Below are 15,958 nucleotides of genomic sequence, written 5' to 3' on the forward strand. Positions count from 1 at the left end.
GCGTTGCCGTCCGTCACCTCATCGAGTGACGCCGACCGCCTTGACCGCCCCCTGCACGGGAACCGGGACCGACCGGTGCGCCAGCGGTTCGAGGAGCAGCGGGACGCCCACCACCGGCAGCAGCCACGCCAGCACGATCAGCCGGTCGCCGAAGACGGTGATGTCGGGGTGGCCGGCCTGGGTGAGGATCCCGGTCGCGGCGGCCGCCAGCAGGAAGACCCCGAAGGCGGGCCGCCGCCGCGCTCCCCACGCCCCGGCCGCCAGCGCGGCCGGGAACAGCGGCGCCGTCAGTTGCCGCCGGAGCCACTCCACCCAGAAGTCGAACTCCAGGTGGACGAACTCCCGCCACGGGTGGGCCCGGTCCGGGTGGGTGTAGTGGCCGGTCAGCAGGTCCTGCACGCTCTCCGCCTCTGAGGGGTAGCGGAGCAGCCGGGCGAGGAGCAGGGTGCCGGCCACCGCCCCGCACCCCACCACCGCGATCGCGGCCACCCCGCGCCCGGGACTCCGCCCGCGCCCGGGACTCCGCCCGCGCCCGGGACTCCGCCCGCGCCCGGGGTTCCCCCCGTGCCGGCGGCGGCGCCACAACGCGACCACCGCCGCGGCCCCGGCCAGGCACGCACCGAGAAAGAGGGCCTGCGAGTGCTTCACGGCGAACAGTGCGAGCAGCGCGCCCGCGGCCAACGCCGTCCCCGTCCGCGTCGTCCCCATCCGCGCGGTCGCCGCCCGCGCCGCCTCCGTCCCCGCCCGCCCGGTCAGGACCAGCGCGCAGCCCCACAGCGCCGTCAGCGTCAGGGCCAGCATCAGGCCCTCCGTCATCGGCCGCATCGCGGTCGTGCCGACCGGCAGGACGTAGTACAGGGCCTGCCCGGTCAGCGCGAGCGGCACCGGTACCGACACCGTCCGCAGCACCAGGAACACCAGCACCCCGCCCGCGCCCGCGACCAGCACACTCGCCAGCCACACGCCCCATGTCACCCCGAACACGGTGACGAACGGGACCAGGAAGACCGGATACCCCGGCCGCACCTCGAAGATCCGCCGCAGCCGAGGGGCCACGAACGGCACGACGTGCCCGTCCGTCTGCGCGCCCCCCGCCCGCAACCGCCGCTCCACCCGCCGCAGTTCACCGGCCCGGCACTCCGCGAACACCCGGCCCTCCGGACTGGGCGCGTGGAAGCGCAGCACGTCCACGCGCTGCGCGCGCTCCGCCGCCGACGCCTTGCCGGCGCACACCCAGTCCACCGTCTCGGCCGCCGCCTCCCGTTTGCCCGCCCCGGCCAGGGTCAGCGCGTACGACACGTAGTTCTTGGAGTCCGGCGTGTCCCGGCCGGTCACATCGGCGAGTTGCAGCACCGCGAAGACGGCGGCCAGCACCAGCACCCAGGTGCGCGGTCTCACGGCGACGCCAGCAGGTCACGCGCGCCGGCCGGGCCGGGCACCCGGGTCGGCGGCTCCGGCATCGACTCGCCGAGCAGCAGTGTCCGTACGACCCGCTCGGCGGCCCTGCCGTCGTCGAACTCGCAGAACCGGGACCGGAAGTCGGCCCGCAGCCGTGCCGACTCCTCGTCCCGCCAGCCGCCCGAGGCGAACAGCCAGGCCAACTCCCGATAGGAGTGGGAGACATGGCCCGGGGCCTCGGCGGTGATGTCGAGATAGGCGCCGCGGCTCGCCGTGAACACGGCCCAGTCGTCGGCGTGCACGACGATCGGCCGGTCGAGACTGGCGTAGTCGAACATGATCGAGGAGTAGTCGGTGACGAGGGCGTCCGAGGCCAGCATGACCTCCTCGGCATGCGGTTCGCCGGTGGCGTCGACCACGATTCCGCGCCGGTGCAGCTCGGCCAGCCCCATCCCGCGCGCCGGACCGGTCGCGAGGCCCGGGTGCAGCCGGACCACCAGCGTGTGGCCCTCCCCGAGGTCGGCGGCGAAGCGGGTCAGGTCGATCCGGTCGACGTGCCCGCCCCGGACGTAGTCGCGGCGGGTCGGCGCGTAGAGCACCACGGTGTGGTCGGCCGGAATGCCGTGCCGGGCCCGGAAGTCGGTGGGGCCGCCGTTGACCAGGACGTCGTTGCGCGGGCTGCCGGTGCGGGCCGACGCGAAGTGGCAGGGGTAGGCCCGCTCCCACACCAGCTCCGAGTGGCGGTTGGCGACCAGGCTGTGGTCCCAGCGGTCGGCCCGGCGCAGCATCTGCGGCACGTCGAAACCGAGCCGGGCGCCGGGCTTGCCCAGCAGGTCGGCGCCCAGGTACTTGAGCGGGGTGCCCCGGTGGGTGTGGACGTGCACGCTGCCGGGCCGTTTCACCAGCGCGCCGGGCCAGTTGACGTCGTTGACGAAGAACTTCGCGCGGGCGGTCAGCCACAGGTACTCCGGGGAGTCCAGCAGCACGTGCTCCACGCCGGCCGGCAGCTCCGCCGCGACCTCCGCGTCCCGTACCACCCAGACGCCGCGCAGCCGCGGGGCGATCTCCCGGGCCGCCCGGTACACGGCCGCCGGGTCGCCCCGCAGCCCCTGGTGCGAGGCCGCGGAGTACAGGACCAGGTTCTCGTCCGGCGGGCGCAGGCCGCGGAGCCCGGTCAGCGCGCGCCGGGCCCGGGTTCCCGCCGCCCGCCGCACCCGCAGCGCCTGCCGGCCGCCCGCCCGTCCGGCCCGCCCGGCCTGCTCCCGCAGCCGGTACGACGCGTACGACCCGCCCAGCACACCGAGGTCGGCCCCCTCCGGCCGGAACGCCCGGTACAGCTCGGCCGTCCGCCGGAAGAACTCGCCCCGGGCGGCGGGCGGCAGCCGGTCCGGTTTGGCGAGGATGTCCAGGCAGTGCTCGCCCATCTTCCGGTGCAGGTAGGGCCGCCAGCCGGCCAGTTCCGGGCGGGCGTCGACGAAGGCGAAGACCCGCTTGTACTGCTCGTGGACGTCGAAGTGCTTGCGGCTGGTGGTGGACAGGATGTTGCCCTGCCGGCGCTGGCGGTAGCCGAGGCAGATCCGGTCGAGGGTGGCGATCCGGGCCGCGCTGAGCATGACCGGGAAGGTCCAGGGGGTGTCCTCGTAGTAGCCCGGCGGGAAGGCGAAGCCGTTCTCCTCGACGAAGTCACGCCGGTAGGCCTTGTTCCACACCACCATCAACAGGTCGAGGATCTCGGGGCGTTCGGCCGCGGTGAAGACGCCGTCGGTGGAACCCAGCACCTCCGCGAGGGCGTTGCGCCGGGTCCCGCCCCACCAGTAGGTGCGGGCGTAGTCGAAGACCAGCACGTCCGGGTCGCCGGTCTCCGCGAGCCGGTCGGCGACCGCGCCCAGCGCGCCCGGGGTGAGGGTGTCGTCGCTGTCGAGGAAGAGGAGGAAATCACCGGTGGCGTGCGGGAGCCCGGCGTTGCGGGCGCGGCCGAGCCCGACGTTCTCCGGCAGGTGCAGGACCTTCACGCGCGGGTCGCGGGCCGCGTACTCGTCGAGGATCGCGCCGCAGCCGTCCGGGGAGCGGTCGTCGACGGCGATCACCTCGATGTCGTGGAAGGACTGTTCCAGGACCGAGTCGAGGCACTCGCGGAGGAATCCCTGCACCAGGTAACAGGGGATGATCACACTGAGTCGGGGCACGGTCAGCTCCTGACGAGGGTCGCGGCCGGGGCGGGCAGGCGTTCGGCGAGCGGGATCACCGTCGGGATCTCCTCCGGCGGCCGGCCGAGGAAGACCCGCCGTACGACCCGTTCGGCGGCCAGGCCGTCGTCGAACTGGCAGAACCGCGCCCGGAAGTCGGCCCGCAGCCGCCGGGACTCCGGGCCCCGGTAGGAGCCCTCGCGGAAGATCCGGGCCAGCTCCTCGGGGGTGTGGGCGACCGGCCCCGGCGGCTCGGCCATCAGGTCGAAGCAGACGCCCCGGGTCTGCCGGTAGACCTCCCAGTCGTCGGCGTAGACGACGATCGGCCGGTCCAGGTTGGCGTAGTCGAACATGATGGAGGAGTAGTCGGTGATCAGCGCGTCCGCGGCCAGGCACACGTCCTCGGCGGAGCGGTGCGCGGTGACGTCGATGACCCGGCCGGTGGCCGCCCGACGGCCCCGGTCGTAGAAGTAGTGCGCGCGCAGGAGCACGACGACGTCCTCGCCGGCCGCCTCGCAGAACGCCTCCAGGTCGAGGCCGGACTCGAAGCCGGTGTGGTGGTCGCGGTGGGTGGGTGCGTACAGCACGGCCGTCCTGCCGTCGGGGACCCCCAGTCTGCGGCGGGCCCGGACCACGTCGTGGGCGGACGCCGTGTAGTAGACGTCGTTGCGCGGATAGCCGTACTCCAGGGTCCGGTACGAGCCGGGGAAGGCGCGTTCCCAGGTCTGGGTGGAGTGGCGGTTGGAGGAGAGGTTGAAGTCCCAGCGGTCGACGCGGCCGAGGAGCCTGGTGAAGCTGCCGGTCTGCGCGGCGACCACCGGGTACGTCGACTGGTCGACGCCCATCTTCTTCAGCGGGGTGCCGTGCTGTGTCTGGAGGTGGACGCTGCCGGGCCGCTTGACGATCCCCTCGGCGAAGTTCGCGTTGTTGACCAGGTACTTGGCGCGGGCCAGTACCTCCCAGTACCGGCGGCTGCCGATCACCACGGACTCGACGTCGTCCGGCACGCCGTGTTCCTGGCCGGCCTCGACCAGGAACACCGAGCGGATGTGCGGGGCGAGTACGCGGGCGACGGCGTGGATCGCGGCCGGGTTGCACACGTAGCCGCGCCCCCAGTAGGCGCAGTACACGGCGAGGTTCGCGTCCAGCGGGCGGCGCAGGTCGAGGGCGTACCGCAGCCGGGTGAGCGGCATGTGCGGGCGAGGCAGCCGCCCGGCGGCGCCGGCCGCGATCCGGTTGGCGCCGCGGAGCACGCGGAACGCCGTGTACGCGCCCGCCGCGAGGAGCCGGTGCTGGACACCCACGCTCCCGCCCGGCATCCGGAACCCGTCCGGGCGGTGCGTGCGGTGCAGCCGGGCCGCCCGCCGGAAGAACGCCCGGTGCCCGGCCGGCATCCGCTCCGGCCGCGCGGCCGTCTTCAGCACCACCGCGAAGACCTGCTCGAACAGCGCCCGCGCCCGGTCGCCCGGCAGCGCGGCGGCCCGCTCCAGCACCAGCTCCACCTGGTCGAGGAGTTCTCGCTGGTGCGGTCCCGGCAGGTTCAGCCGGCTGCCCTGCCGGCGCAGCCGGTGCCGTACGACCACCGAGCGCAGCACCGCGATCCGCTCGGCGGCGACGGTGGTCAGGCCGCCCCAGCCGAGGTCCGTGAAGTGCCCGTCCGGAAAGCGCAGGTGCCGCTCGGTGAGGAAGGACCGGCGGTAGACCGCGCTCCAGGCCGGCAGGGCCACGCCGGTCAGCCGCGGGGCCCGGTCCGGGGTGAACGCGCCGCTCGGGAGACCTGCCAGCAGGGGCGCCGCCGGGTTGGTCGGCTCCCCCTCCCACCAGGGTGTCCGTTCGTGCTCGGCATACAGGACGTCCACGTCACCGGTCTCGGCGAGCCGGGCGTCGAGCAGGGCCAGCGCGCCCGGGACCAGGACGTCGTCGCCGTCGAGGAAGAGCAGGTACGTGCCGTGCGCCGCCCGCATCCCGGTGTTCCGGGCCCCGCTCAGCCCGGCGGCCGGCGGTGAGTGCACCGGGGCCACCCGGGAGTCCCGCTCGGCGTAGGGGGCGACGACCGAGGCGGCCGGGGCGTCGGGCCCGTCGCAGACCGGGATCAGCTCCAGGTCGCCGAAGGACTGGGCGAGGACCGAGTCCAGCGCCTGGGACAGCCGGCCGGCGACCCCGTGGGACGGGACGATGATGCTGAAGCGGGGCATGCTGCTCTTTCTCAGGTGTGCATGCGGCCCGGCCTTCCCGTCGGCCGCCAGGTGGACGGCCGGGACGGAGTGGGCCGCGAGGTGTTGGGGGGCATGAGAGAACTCCCTGCAAGGCAAACGGCGTTCAGCGGCTCTCGGTGACGGGCAGATGTCCGGAAGGTTGCGGAACGGTGGCCAACGGGGAGTGGGTGAGCCCCGAGGCCGCCGAGGGCACGGGGTGCCGCTGCTCCAGCGGGACGACCTCCGGCAGCCCGGCCGTCTCGCCGAGCACCACATGCCGTACGACCCGCTCGGCGGCGCGTCCGTCGTCGTACCGGCAGAACCGCTCGCGGAACTCGGCGCGCAGCTGGGCGGAGCGGGAGCCGCGCCAGTGGCCGGTGGCGAAGATGTCGATCAGCTCGTCCTCGGTGCGGGCGACCGCGCCCGGCGGGCTGGAGCGCAGGTCGAAGTAGGTGCCGCGGGCCGCGTGGTAGGCGTCCCAGTCCTCGGTGTGCACGACGATCGGCCGGTCCAGGTTGGCGTAGTCGAACATCAGCGAGGAGTAGTCGGTGACCAGCGCGTCCGCGGCCAGGCAGAGGGACTCCACGCTGGGGTGGTCGCTGACGTCGATCACCCGGTCCCTAGACGCGAGCGGGCCGCCGTGCCAGTAGTGGGCGCGGGCCAGGATCACGAAGCGCGGGCCGAGGCGGCGCACGATCCGGTCCAGGTCGAGGGCGGGGCGCTGGGTGCGCCGGTAGTCGCGGTGGGTGGGGGCGTACAGCAGGGCGACCGCGCCCTCGGGGACGCCGAGCGACTCCCGGATCCGGGTGACGTCTGCCGAGGTGGCCTGCTGGAAGACGTCGTTGCGCGGGTAGCCGTACTCGAGGGTCCGGTAGCCGCCGGGGTAGACGCGCTCCCAGGTCAGGGTGGTGTGGCGGTTGGCGGACAGGACGTAGTCCCACTTGTCGACGCCCCGCAGGAGCTCCTCGAAGTCCATGCCGGCGGCGGCCGCCGGGTGTTCCTGGAGGTCGAGGCCCATGTGCTTGAGCGGGGTGCCGTGCTGGGTCTGCACGAACACCTGGCCGGGGCGCTTGCGTAGCCGCCGGTCGAAGTTGACGTTGTTGACCAGGTATTTGGAGCGGGCCAGCGCCGTCCAGTAGCCGAAGGTGCCCGGCCGCAGCCGGCGCGGGCCCGGCGGGATCGTGTGCTGGTGTTCCGGGCGGGCGATCCAGGCGGTGCGGATGTGCGGGGCGTGGGTGCGGAACGCCTCCTCCAGCGCGCCCGGGTTGCAGCCGTGGCCGCGGTTCCAGTAGGCGGCGAAGACCGCGCGGTCGGCGCGCAGCGGGAGGCGCAGCTGGATGCGGTAGTGCAGTTGGAGCAGGGCCGAGCGCAGACCGCGGACGGACTTCACGCCGGCCTTGACGGCGCGGCGGCGGACGGACATCGCCGACTGGAGGGCGCGGTAGGTGCGGTGCAGGCCGTAGTGGACGAGGGCGTGGCGCAGGCGGGTGCGGAGCGGGACGTTCGAGCCCCGCGCGTGATGGCGCCGGTAGTGGGCGCGGGCCGTGCGCAGGAACTCCCCGCGGGTGCCCTTCGGAAGCCGGTCCCGGCTGGTGAACACCGTGGTGAAGTGGTCGGCCATGCGGCGGAACAGCACCGGCCGCCAGTGCGCCAGTTCGGGCCGCTCCGCGAGGAACGCGAAGACCCGGTCGTACTGTTCGAAGATGTCGAAGTGCCGGCGGCTGGTGGTGCCGAGGATGCTGCCCCGCCGCCGCTGCCGGTAGTGCACGCAGACCCGGTCGAGGGTCGCGATCGACTCGGCGGCCATCAGGACCGGGTAGGTCCAGGGCGTGTCCTCGTAGAAGCCGGGCGGGAAGGCGAAGCCGTTCTCCTCGACGAACTCCCGCCGGTACGCCTTGTTCCAGGCCACCATGAGCACGCGCAGCAGACCGGGCCGGTCGTCGAGCCGGAAAGGCGCCGGACCCTGTTCGGTCAGGTGCAGCGCGACCTTGTTGCGCTCCGCCCGGCCCGTCCAGAACGTCCGCGCGTAGTCGTGGACGAGCACGTCCGGATCGCCGGTCTCCTTGATCCGGTCGGCGATCGCCCGCAGCGCGTCCGGCGTGAGGGTGTCGTCGCCGTCGAGGAAGAGCAGGTAGTCGCCGCACGCCTGCGCCATCCCCGCGTTCCGGGCGCCGCCCAGGCCCTGGTTCTCCGGCAGGTGCAGGGCCTTCACACGCGCGTCCCGGGCCGCGTACTCGTCGATGAGCGTGCCGCAGGCGTCCGGCGAGCAGTCGTCCACGGCGATCAGTTCGAGATCGGGGTACGACTGCGAGAGCACCGAGTCCAGGCACTCGGCCAGATACGCCTGGACCTGGTACGCGGGGACGATGACACTGAACCTGGGCAAGGCACATCCATGGGTCGGTCGGCGCGGGCGTTCTGCCCGGGAACGGCCAATGGAGTGATTCGGTTACGGTTCGTTACGTCATGTGAGTGACCGTACGTGAACGGCAGAGGGCGAGCCGATGGCCGGCCCGCCCTCTTTCGATGCCTCCTACGGGGTTATTTGACCGCGCCCGCCATCACCCCCGTCACGAACTGCCGCTGGAACGCGAAGAACACGGCCAGCGGGATCACCATCGAGATGAAGGCGCCGGGCGCGAGCACGTCGACGTTGTTGCCGAACTGGCGTACCTGGGTCTGGAGCGCGACCGTGATCGGCTGGGTGCCCGACTTGGTGAACACCAGCGCGACCAGCATGTCGTTCCACACCCACAGGAACTGGAAGATGCCGAGGCTCGCGATCGCCGGCCCGCCGAGCGGCATCACCACCCGGGTGAACAGCCGCAGTTCGCCGGCGCCGTCGAGGCGGGCCGCCTCCAGCAGCTCGCGCGGGATCTCCGCGAAGAAGTTCCGCAGCAGGAACACCGCGAACGGCAGCCCGAAGCCGACATGGAAGAGGATCACCCCGAAGATCGTCCCGAACAGGCCGATCTTGCCGAAGAGTTCGGCGATCGGGATCAGCGCCACCTGGACGGGCACGACCAGGAGACTGACCACGACCAGGAACCACCAGTCCCGGCCCGGGAACTCCATCCACGCGAACGCGTAACCGGCCAGCGCCCCGATGATCACGACCAGGACCGTCGCCGGGACGGTGATCAGGACCGTGTTCCAGAGGGAGTTGGTGATGTCGCCGTTCTCCAGGAGCTTCTGGTAGCTGTCGAACGTCAGCTGGGACGGCTTGGCGAACACGTGCCACCAGCCGTTCGCGCTCATGTCCTCCGGGGACCTGAGGGAGGACGCGAGCAGCCCGATGGTGGGCACCAGCCAGAACAGCGCGACGACGATCAGGAAGACGCGCACCAGACCGCCGTTGATCTTCTCCAGCAGCCAGCTCATCGCCGCTCCTCCCGCCGCAGCCGACGCACGTTGAACCACATCACCGGGATGACGAGAAGCAGCAGGAACACCGCGATCGCGCTCGCGATGCCCGGCTGGCCCTCCGAGAAGCCCTTCCGGTACAGCTCCAGGGCGAGCACGTTCGCGTCGTCCTGCGAGGAGCCCGGCGCGATGATGTACACGAGGTCGAAGACCTTCAGCACGTTGATCATCAGGGTGACGGTGACCACCGCGAGGACCGGTGCGAGGAGCGGCACGGTGACCTTGCGGAACACCTGCCACTCGGACGCCCCGTCGACCCGCGCCGCCTCCAGGAGTTCCCGGGGCACCCCGGCCAGCCCGGCCGCGATCAGCACCATCGCGAAGCCGGCCCACATCCAGACGTACGACCCGATGACGGCCGGCGTGACGAGGGTCGGGCCGAGCCAGTCGACGCCGTTGTAGGGCTGTTTGAAGTTGCTTGCCGGAAGCCGCAGTTGGGCGCCGTCGGCGGCGGCCGGCAGGGTGAAGGTGCCGTCGGCCGCGGCCTTGGTGGACGCCACCACCTCGCCGTTCTTCACCGCCTCGATACGCATCCCGTCGTAGCCGAGCTCGGACGGGTCGGGGGCGCCCAGCTTGCCGACGCCCTTGCCGCGGGTGAAGTCCTGCCAGGTGGTGCCGGTGATCTTCCCAGGGTCGGACTTGGCCGCCACGGCCTTCCTGGCGCCGTCGGGCATCTGGTCGGGGGCGACGCCGACGAGCGGGAGGGTGACGGTCCGGCCGGTGTGGACGGTGGCCGTGGTGATGAAGCCGCCCTGGTCCGGTCTGAGGGGCGACTCGCGGCCCGGGTGGGCGTTCGGGAACGCGGAGGACTGGGCGAAGGTGTCGTGGATGCCGACCCAGACCGCGTTGGCGACCCCTTTGTTCGGATCCTGGTCGTAGACGAGGCGGAAGATGATCCCTGCGGCCAGCATCGAGATCGCCATCGGCATGAAGACGACCAGCTTGAACGCCGTGCTCCAGCGCACCCGTTCGGTCAGCACCGCGAAGATCAGGCCGAGGGCCGTGGAGACCGTCGGCGCGAACACCACCCAGATGACGTTGTTCTTCACGGCGGTGCGGATGCTGTCGTCCGTGAAGATCGCCTTGTAGTTGTCGAAGCCGGCGAAACCGTCCCCGTTCGCGTTGTAGAAGCTGCGGATCAGCGAGTACCCGATCGGGTAGACCACGAGCGCGCCGAGCAGCACCAGGGCGGGGAGGAGGAAGAGAACCGCCACGCTCCTGCGGGTGCCGGTCACGCTCCTGCGGCGGCCCGGTGGAGCGGGGGCCGTGGTCGAGGGTGCGGCCATCGCCGGGTCAGCTTCCGCTGCCGTAGGCGGCCGCCGCGTCCTTCTCCAGCTTCGCCTGGGTGCCCGCGACGTCCGTGGGGTTCTGCAGGAAGTCCTGGAGGTCCTTCCACTCGCCCTTGCCCGGGGTGCCGCCGAACGCCTGCGGGGCCTGGTCGGACATGTCGAAGCGGAAGTCGTCACCGGACGCGATCAGGGACTTGGCGATCGTGCGCTGCACCTCGTTCGGGTAGGCCGAGTTCGGCACGCTCTTGTTCGGCGAGAGGTAGCCGCCGAGCTTCGCCTGGATCGTCGCCGCGTCCGGGGAGGCCAGGAACTTCGCCAGCGCCTGGGCGCCCTTGGAGTCCTTGAAGACGACCGCCGCGTCACCGCCGGAGACCACGGGGGCGGTGGAGCCGACCGCCGGGAACGGGAACACCTTGGCGTCCGTGCCCACCTTCGCCTTGGTCTCACCGATGTTGACCTGCACGAAGTCGCCCTCGTACACCATGGCCGCCTTCGGCTGGTCGCCGCCGGTGAAGGTCTGGGTCACCGAGGCCGGGAACTCCGTCTGCAGTGCGCCCGACGCGTTGCCCGCGACGTACCCCTTCTTGCCCCAGACCTGGGCCAGGGTGGTCAGCGCCTGCTTCACCGACGGGTCGGTCCACTTGATCTTGTGCTGGGCGAGTTGGTCGTACTTCTCCGGGCCCGCCTGGGAGAGGTAGACGTTCTCGAACCAGTCGGTCAGCGTCCAGCCGTCGGCGCCGCCGACCGAGAACGGGGTGACGCCCGAGTCGTACACCGCCTGCGCCGTCGTCAGCAGGTCCTGCCAGGTCTTGGGCTCCTTGGCGCCCGCGTTCTCGAAGACCTTCGCGTTGTACCAGATCAGCGACTTGTTGGCGGCCTTGTAGTAGACGCCGTACTGCTTCCCGCCGACCTTGCCGATGTCCTGCCAGCCCTGCGAGTAGTTCTTCTGCACTTCCGTGATCGTGTCGGCGCTCAGCGGCTTCGCCCAGCCCTTCTGCACGGCCTGCTTGATCGCGCCGGGCTGCGGCAGCAGCGCGATGTCCGGCGGCTGACCGCCCGCGATCTTCGACCCCAGGAAGTTGATGATCGGGTCCTGGGCGGGCACGAAGGTGACCTTCGCGCCGGTGCGCTTCTCGAACTCCGCGAGTACCTGCTTGAAGTTCTTCTGCTCCTGCCCCGTCCACACGGCGGCCACTTCGAGGGTGGTGCCGTCGAGCTTGGGGAGGCTGAGGGTGCTGGTCTCGGTGGCGCCGGTGCTGGTGTCGCCGTCGGACTTCTTGTCGCTGCTTCCGCACGCGGTGAGTGCGAGGGATCCCGCTAGCAGGGCGGCGAGTGTGGCGAGGGCCCTGTGTGTCCGGATGGTGTTGCTCATGACGCGCATCACTTCCCCGTTCGTCGTTCCTCGTTGAACGTCAGAACTGTGTCCCGTGCGCTCCGGTGTACGCGGGGGCCGCGTACGCGGCAAGTAGGCCGACAGGTCAGCGGCGGGGATCGTGATCGCGTTGTGATCGGTGGCCGGTGTCGGTGCGGGCGTCACCGGGGGCTGCCGCCCCCGGGCCCCCGCTTCGGCCTGGACGGCCTCGTCCTCAGACTCCCCCAGAGGGGGCACCCCCGGACGGGCTGACAGCGCCCCCTGATCACAAAAGCGATGGAACCTCCGCCGCCGAGACCTCCTTCGCCGCCCTCTCCACCGCGCTCGCCAGCAGGGCCAGGTCGGTGGGGCCGTTGCCCAGTTCGCGGATCGGGCGGCGGGCCGGGGGGTCGCCCATACGGTGCCAGTCGAGGGCGACCACCGTGGGTCGCTGGGTCGCCGTGCGCGGGATACGGCCCGTGACACGGCCCGTCTGGAACGCCGTGGTGCGGCCGTCCGGGGTGGTCAGACGGCCGCGGCCCGGCGCCGGTTCGTCGGGGCCGCCGGCCGGGGTGTCCAGGGTGATGCGCAGGGTGGCCTGCCGGGCCGGTTCCGTCTCCGCCGTGCGGCCGCCGGCGCCGGCCGCCGCGACCAGGTGGACGCCGAGCCGCTCGCCCTCCTTCGCCACCGCCTCCAGCGCCCGCATCACGGAACCGGCGGCCGGGCGGCCCGGTGAACCGAGCGCGGGGGAGACCAGGGCGTCCAGATCGTCGACCACGACCACGAGCCGGGGAAGCGGGGGCGGCGGTGCCTCCGCCCCCCCGCGGGCCGCGGCACCGGCCGCCGGGCGCAGGCGGAGCGTCGAACTCGGCGGGGCCTCTATGTCGGCGGCGCCCGCTGCGGGGCGGGCGCGCTGCGGGACGATACGGCCGGAGATCTCCCGCCGCGCGTGCCAGCCGGTGAAGTCGGAACGGCCCAGCAGCTCGGCCCGGCGCTTCAGCTCCGCACTCAGCGACTGCGCCAACTCCCGCATCCGCACCGGGTCGTTGGCGGTCAGGTGGGTCGTGACATGAGGTATGTCCGTACAGACCCGCAGTCCCTCGCCGTGCCCGGCGCCCGTGCCGACGCCGTCGCGGCCGTCGATGAGGACGATCCCGAGCCGGTCGGGGCGCTCGGCGGCGGCCAGCGAGGCGACCACCGCCCGCAGCAGCTCCGTACGACCGCTGCCGGGCGGGCCCTCGATCAGCAGATGCGGTCCCTCGGCCACCAGGTCGGCGGTGAGCGGGCCGCGCGGTCCGGCGCCGAGCACCGCCCGGGCCCGGCCGCCCAGCGACTCGGTGTCGTCGGCCGCGTCCGCCCAACGGGCCATCAGCGAGGCCGGGGTGGCCCTCGCCAGCCCCAGCTCGTCCAGCAGCCGGGCGGACTGGGGGAGCGGGGCGGCCATGCGCGTGCGCCGGTCGGCGCCGGGGCCGTCGGGGCGCAGCGGGGCCAGCGCCCTCGCGAACCGCTCGGCCCAGGCGGGGGAGACCGCGTCCACCGCGGCCAGGGTGCCGGGGCCGACCGGGCCGGCGGAACCGGCGTGGCCGGTGCGGACGCCGGCGGAGACCCGCATGAGGTGCAGCGCCGTCGCCACGTCGCCGCTCAGCAGGGCCACCGCCCCGCACTCCCGGAACGTCGGCGTCACCGCGCACGCCTGCTCGTAGGTCTGGTCGACCGGGGAGGTGGGCGAGGTGGGGGCCGTCTCCGCGAGGCAGATGACGTGCACTCCGGCCCGCGGTCCGGCCACGGTCAGCCGCGCCACCGCGTCGCGCAGCGCGGAGCCACCGGGATCGCCGTCCACGACGACGACCGTGTACGGGCCCGGGAAGCCGTCCTTGCCGTCGGCGCCCGGGTCGTGACGGGCCCAGGAGGGGCCCTTGGCGGCTTCGGGGGCCGCCGCGGCGTCCGCTGCCGTACGGGCCGGGGCGGGGACCGGTGCGGGGCGGTCGGACGGGGTGGCCGGTCTGCGGGGGGCCGACAGCTCCTCCGTCCGCCGCAGCAGTTCCTCCACACGCGCGGCCGCCTGTTCGCGGTCGTAGGCCAGCAGCAGGCGGCAGTCCTGGCCGTGCCCCGGGCGGACGTGCGGGAGCCAGCCGAGCCACGACCACTCGGCCGTGCGCTCCTCCAGGGGGCGGGCCCGGTCCGCGCTGATCAGGACGATCTCCAGCAGGTCGGGCGAGTGCAGTGCGGCGAGCTGGGCCAGGACCGCGCGGGCGAGGCCGGCCAGGCGGGTGCGTGGACCGGCCAGGCCGAGGGCACCGGCCTCGCGCAGATCGGCGGTGACCGGGACGGCGGGGAGCAGGCCCGAGCCGTCGGGCGTCGGGCGGTCGGCCGTGCCGAGCCGGACCGTGAGTGCCTCGGGGTGGCCGGGGGCGCGCTCCCAGAGGCGGGGGCCGGGGCCGAGCGCGGTCAGCAGCACGGCGGCGGGGTCGGGCCAGGTCTCCGGCTGGGCGGGCACATCGGCGGACCCGGCACCGCCGTCCTCCGCCGCGGTCTCGTCGTCGGCGGCCGACGGAGGCTCACCGCGCCCGCCGGCCAGCCGCCGTGCCCAGGCCCCGAGCCCGCCGCGCCTGCGGGCGCCGGGCAGGGCGGGGGCTTCGGTACCGCGGAGGGGGGTGCCTTTGCGCCTGCCGGAGGGGGCAGGGGCGTCGGCGGGGTCGTGGGCGAGGGTGCCGCCGTCGGCGGGGGCCGGGCCGGGGGCGGTGCTTGCCGCGCCGGTGGAACTCCGGCCGCTTCCTACGTCTCCGGCACTTCCAGAGGGGGCCGGGCGATCGCCGAGCACTCCGGAGCGGCCGGCGTGGGTGTCGCCTGAACTGTGCTTGACGGCGGACCCGGGGCCGGTGCCGGGGTCCTGCGCCGCGTCGGGGCCGTATGCGGCGCCCGAACCGTGCGCGGCGGCGGAAGCGCCGCGCGGGCCCGGCAGCGTGCCGCGATTCCCGGTCGACGGGTAGCCGTGCCGGTCACCGTCGTACCCGCGCTCGGCCGACGGCGGTTCGGTCCGCTGCCCTGCCGACGACGCCAACCCGCCCGCGTGCCCGCCGTCCCCGGTGGGGGATCCGCCTGCCCGCCCGGTCCACGGCGGTCCGTCGCCACGGCCGGCCACCAGCTGCCCGCCCCGGCTCTCGATCCTCGGTGCGTCCCCCTGTGCCGGTACGACCGGTGGCTCCATCGAGCCGTGCTCGTGGCTCCCGGCGGCCCCGCCCGCGGCTCCCCAGCCCGCCGTGCCGTAGGCGTGGTGGGTGCGGTCGGCCGGCGCGGCCGTACCGCCCCCGACGGCGGCGGAACCGTCGCCGTCGGCCCCCTCGCCGCCCGTCAGCACCCGCACGCACCCCTCTCCGTCGGGTGCCGTGCCGACCCGGGCCCCCGGCCCCCCGGACGGCGTAAGCCGCAGGGCCGATTCCCCGATGCGCAGGAGCGAGCCCGGGGTGAGGCGGACCGGGCGGTCGGTGACGCGGGTGCCGTCCAGGGCCGTGCCGTTGGTGGAGTGCAGGTCGGCGACCGAGACCCGGCCGTCGGCGGCGACCGTGACCGCGCAGTGCAGCCGGGAGACGTCCGGGTCGTCGAGCGGGACGTCGGCGTCAGCGGAGCGGCCGATGGTGATCTGGCCGCCGTGCAGGAGGTGGACCCCGCCCGCGTCCGGGCCGGCGATCACGTGCAGTTGGGTCGGGGCGTCGTCCAGCTCGGGGTGCGGCTCGGGGGCCGCGGGCGCGCCCAGGGACAGCACGGCGCCGTCGACCAGCGGGGGCTCGCCCAGGATGCGGCGGCGGGCGTCCAGCCGCTCCGTCCCGGCGTACAGCACGACCGGGGCGCCGCTGGGCTCACGGCCGCCCAGGCTGCCGTCCCCGGTGACCGCCGAGGCCAGCCCCGACGCCACCGCGGCCAGGTCCGTGCCCGAGGGCGCCGTCACCAGCACGTCGCGGCTCAGGGGCCGGCCCCGCTGCGCGGCAGGGCCCAGCGGGTCTACGACGGTCAGCCGGATCTGCATCGCCGTCAGCGGTCCCTTCTGCGCGGGCGCGGGAATTCCCCCCACCACCACGAGCACGTCGGCCAGTTCTGCTGTCAAGCGCATCCTCGCAC

8 protein-coding genes are annotated in these 15,958 nt (G+C 73.6%); all 8 read right to left on the minus strand.

Features of this window, described 5'->3' with window-relative positions; translation table 11 throughout:
- Window positions 1–18 precede the first annotated feature (18 nt).
- The 8 genes from ACZ4UV_RS51215 to ACZ4UV_RS51250 all read right to left on the minus strand — a co-directional run bounded on the left by ACZ4UV_RS51215 (window position 19) and on the right by ACZ4UV_RS51250 (window position 15,866).
- Window positions 19–1,398: a hypothetical protein gene (locus ACZ4UV_RS51215; RefSeq protein ID WP_467849977.1), complete on the minus strand. Its 1,380-nt coding sequence runs from the start codon at window positions 1,396–1,398 to the stop codon at window positions 19–21.
- The gene (locus tag ACZ4UV_RS51220; RefSeq protein WP_467849980.1) at window positions 1,395–3,584 is read right to left on the minus strand and encodes a bifunctional glycosyltransferase/CDP-glycerol:glycerophosphate glycerophosphotransferase; all 2,190 of its coding nucleotides are present in this window, start codon (window positions 3,582–3,584) and stop codon (window positions 1,395–1,397) included. The genes ACZ4UV_RS51215 and ACZ4UV_RS51220 overlap by 4 nt, the downstream gene beginning before the upstream one ends.
- Before the next feature lie 2 nt (window positions 3,585–3,586).
- Entirely contained in the window at window positions 3,587–5,779 is a 2,193-nt protein-coding gene (locus ACZ4UV_RS51225; protein ID WP_467849986.1) for a bifunctional glycosyltransferase/CDP-glycerol:glycerophosphate glycerophosphotransferase, read from the minus strand.
- Window positions 5,780–5,903: 124 nt separating this feature from the next.
- Window positions 5,904–8,165: a bifunctional glycosyltransferase/CDP-glycerol:glycerophosphate glycerophosphotransferase gene (locus tag ACZ4UV_RS51230; RefSeq protein WP_451019150.1), complete on the minus strand. Its 2,262-nt coding sequence runs from the start codon at window positions 8,163–8,165 to the stop codon at window positions 5,904–5,906.
- 155 nt (window positions 8,166–8,320) lie between these two features.
- Window positions 8,321–9,160, minus strand: coding sequence for a carbohydrate ABC transporter permease (locus tag ACZ4UV_RS51235; RefSeq protein WP_351486702.1), 840 nt, complete (start codon window positions 9,158–9,160; stop codon window positions 8,321–8,323).
- On the minus strand, window positions 9,157–10,488 hold the full coding sequence (locus tag ACZ4UV_RS51240; RefSeq protein ID WP_467849996.1) for a carbohydrate ABC transporter permease: 1,332 nt from the start codon (window positions 10,486–10,488) through the stop codon (window positions 9,157–9,159). The genes ACZ4UV_RS51235 and ACZ4UV_RS51240 overlap by 4 nt, the downstream gene beginning before the upstream one ends.
- A gap of 7 nt (window positions 10,489–10,495) precedes the next feature.
- A complete protein-coding gene (locus ACZ4UV_RS51245; RefSeq protein WP_467850000.1) occupies window positions 10,496–11,872 on the minus strand; it encodes an ABC transporter substrate-binding protein in 1,377 nt (458 codons plus the stop codon).
- Between the two features lie 256 nt (window positions 11,873–12,128).
- Entirely contained in the window at window positions 12,129–15,866 is a 3,738-nt protein-coding gene (locus ACZ4UV_RS51250) for an FHA domain-containing protein (protein ID WP_467850039.1), read from the minus strand.
- Between the last annotated feature and the right edge of the window lie 92 nt (window positions 15,867–15,958).

It is taken from the genome of Streptomyces sp. NPDC028289 (assembly GCF_055565975.1).

Bases quoted from the DNA above. Each gene is read 5' to 3' on its own strand.
- ACZ4UV_RS51240 (WP_467849996.1), bottom strand. From the start codon at position 10,488: ATGGCCGCACCCTCGACCACGGCCCCCGCTCCACCGGGCCGCCGCAGG.
- ACZ4UV_RS51245 (WP_467850000.1), bottom strand. From the start codon at position 11,872: ATGCGCGTCATGAGCAACACCATCCGGACACACAGGGCCCTCGCCACA.
- ACZ4UV_RS51250 (WP_467850039.1), bottom strand. From the start codon at position 15,866: ATGCAGATCCGGCTGACCGTCGTAGACCCGCTGGGCCCTGCCGCGCAG.
- ACZ4UV_RS51225 (WP_467849986.1), bottom strand. From the start codon at position 5,779: ATGCCCCGCTTCAGCATCATCGTCCCGTCCCACGGGGTCGCCGGCCGG.
- ACZ4UV_RS51235 (WP_351486702.1), bottom strand. From the start codon at position 9,160: ATGAGCTGGCTGCTGGAGAAGATCAACGGCGGTCTGGTGCGCGTCTTC.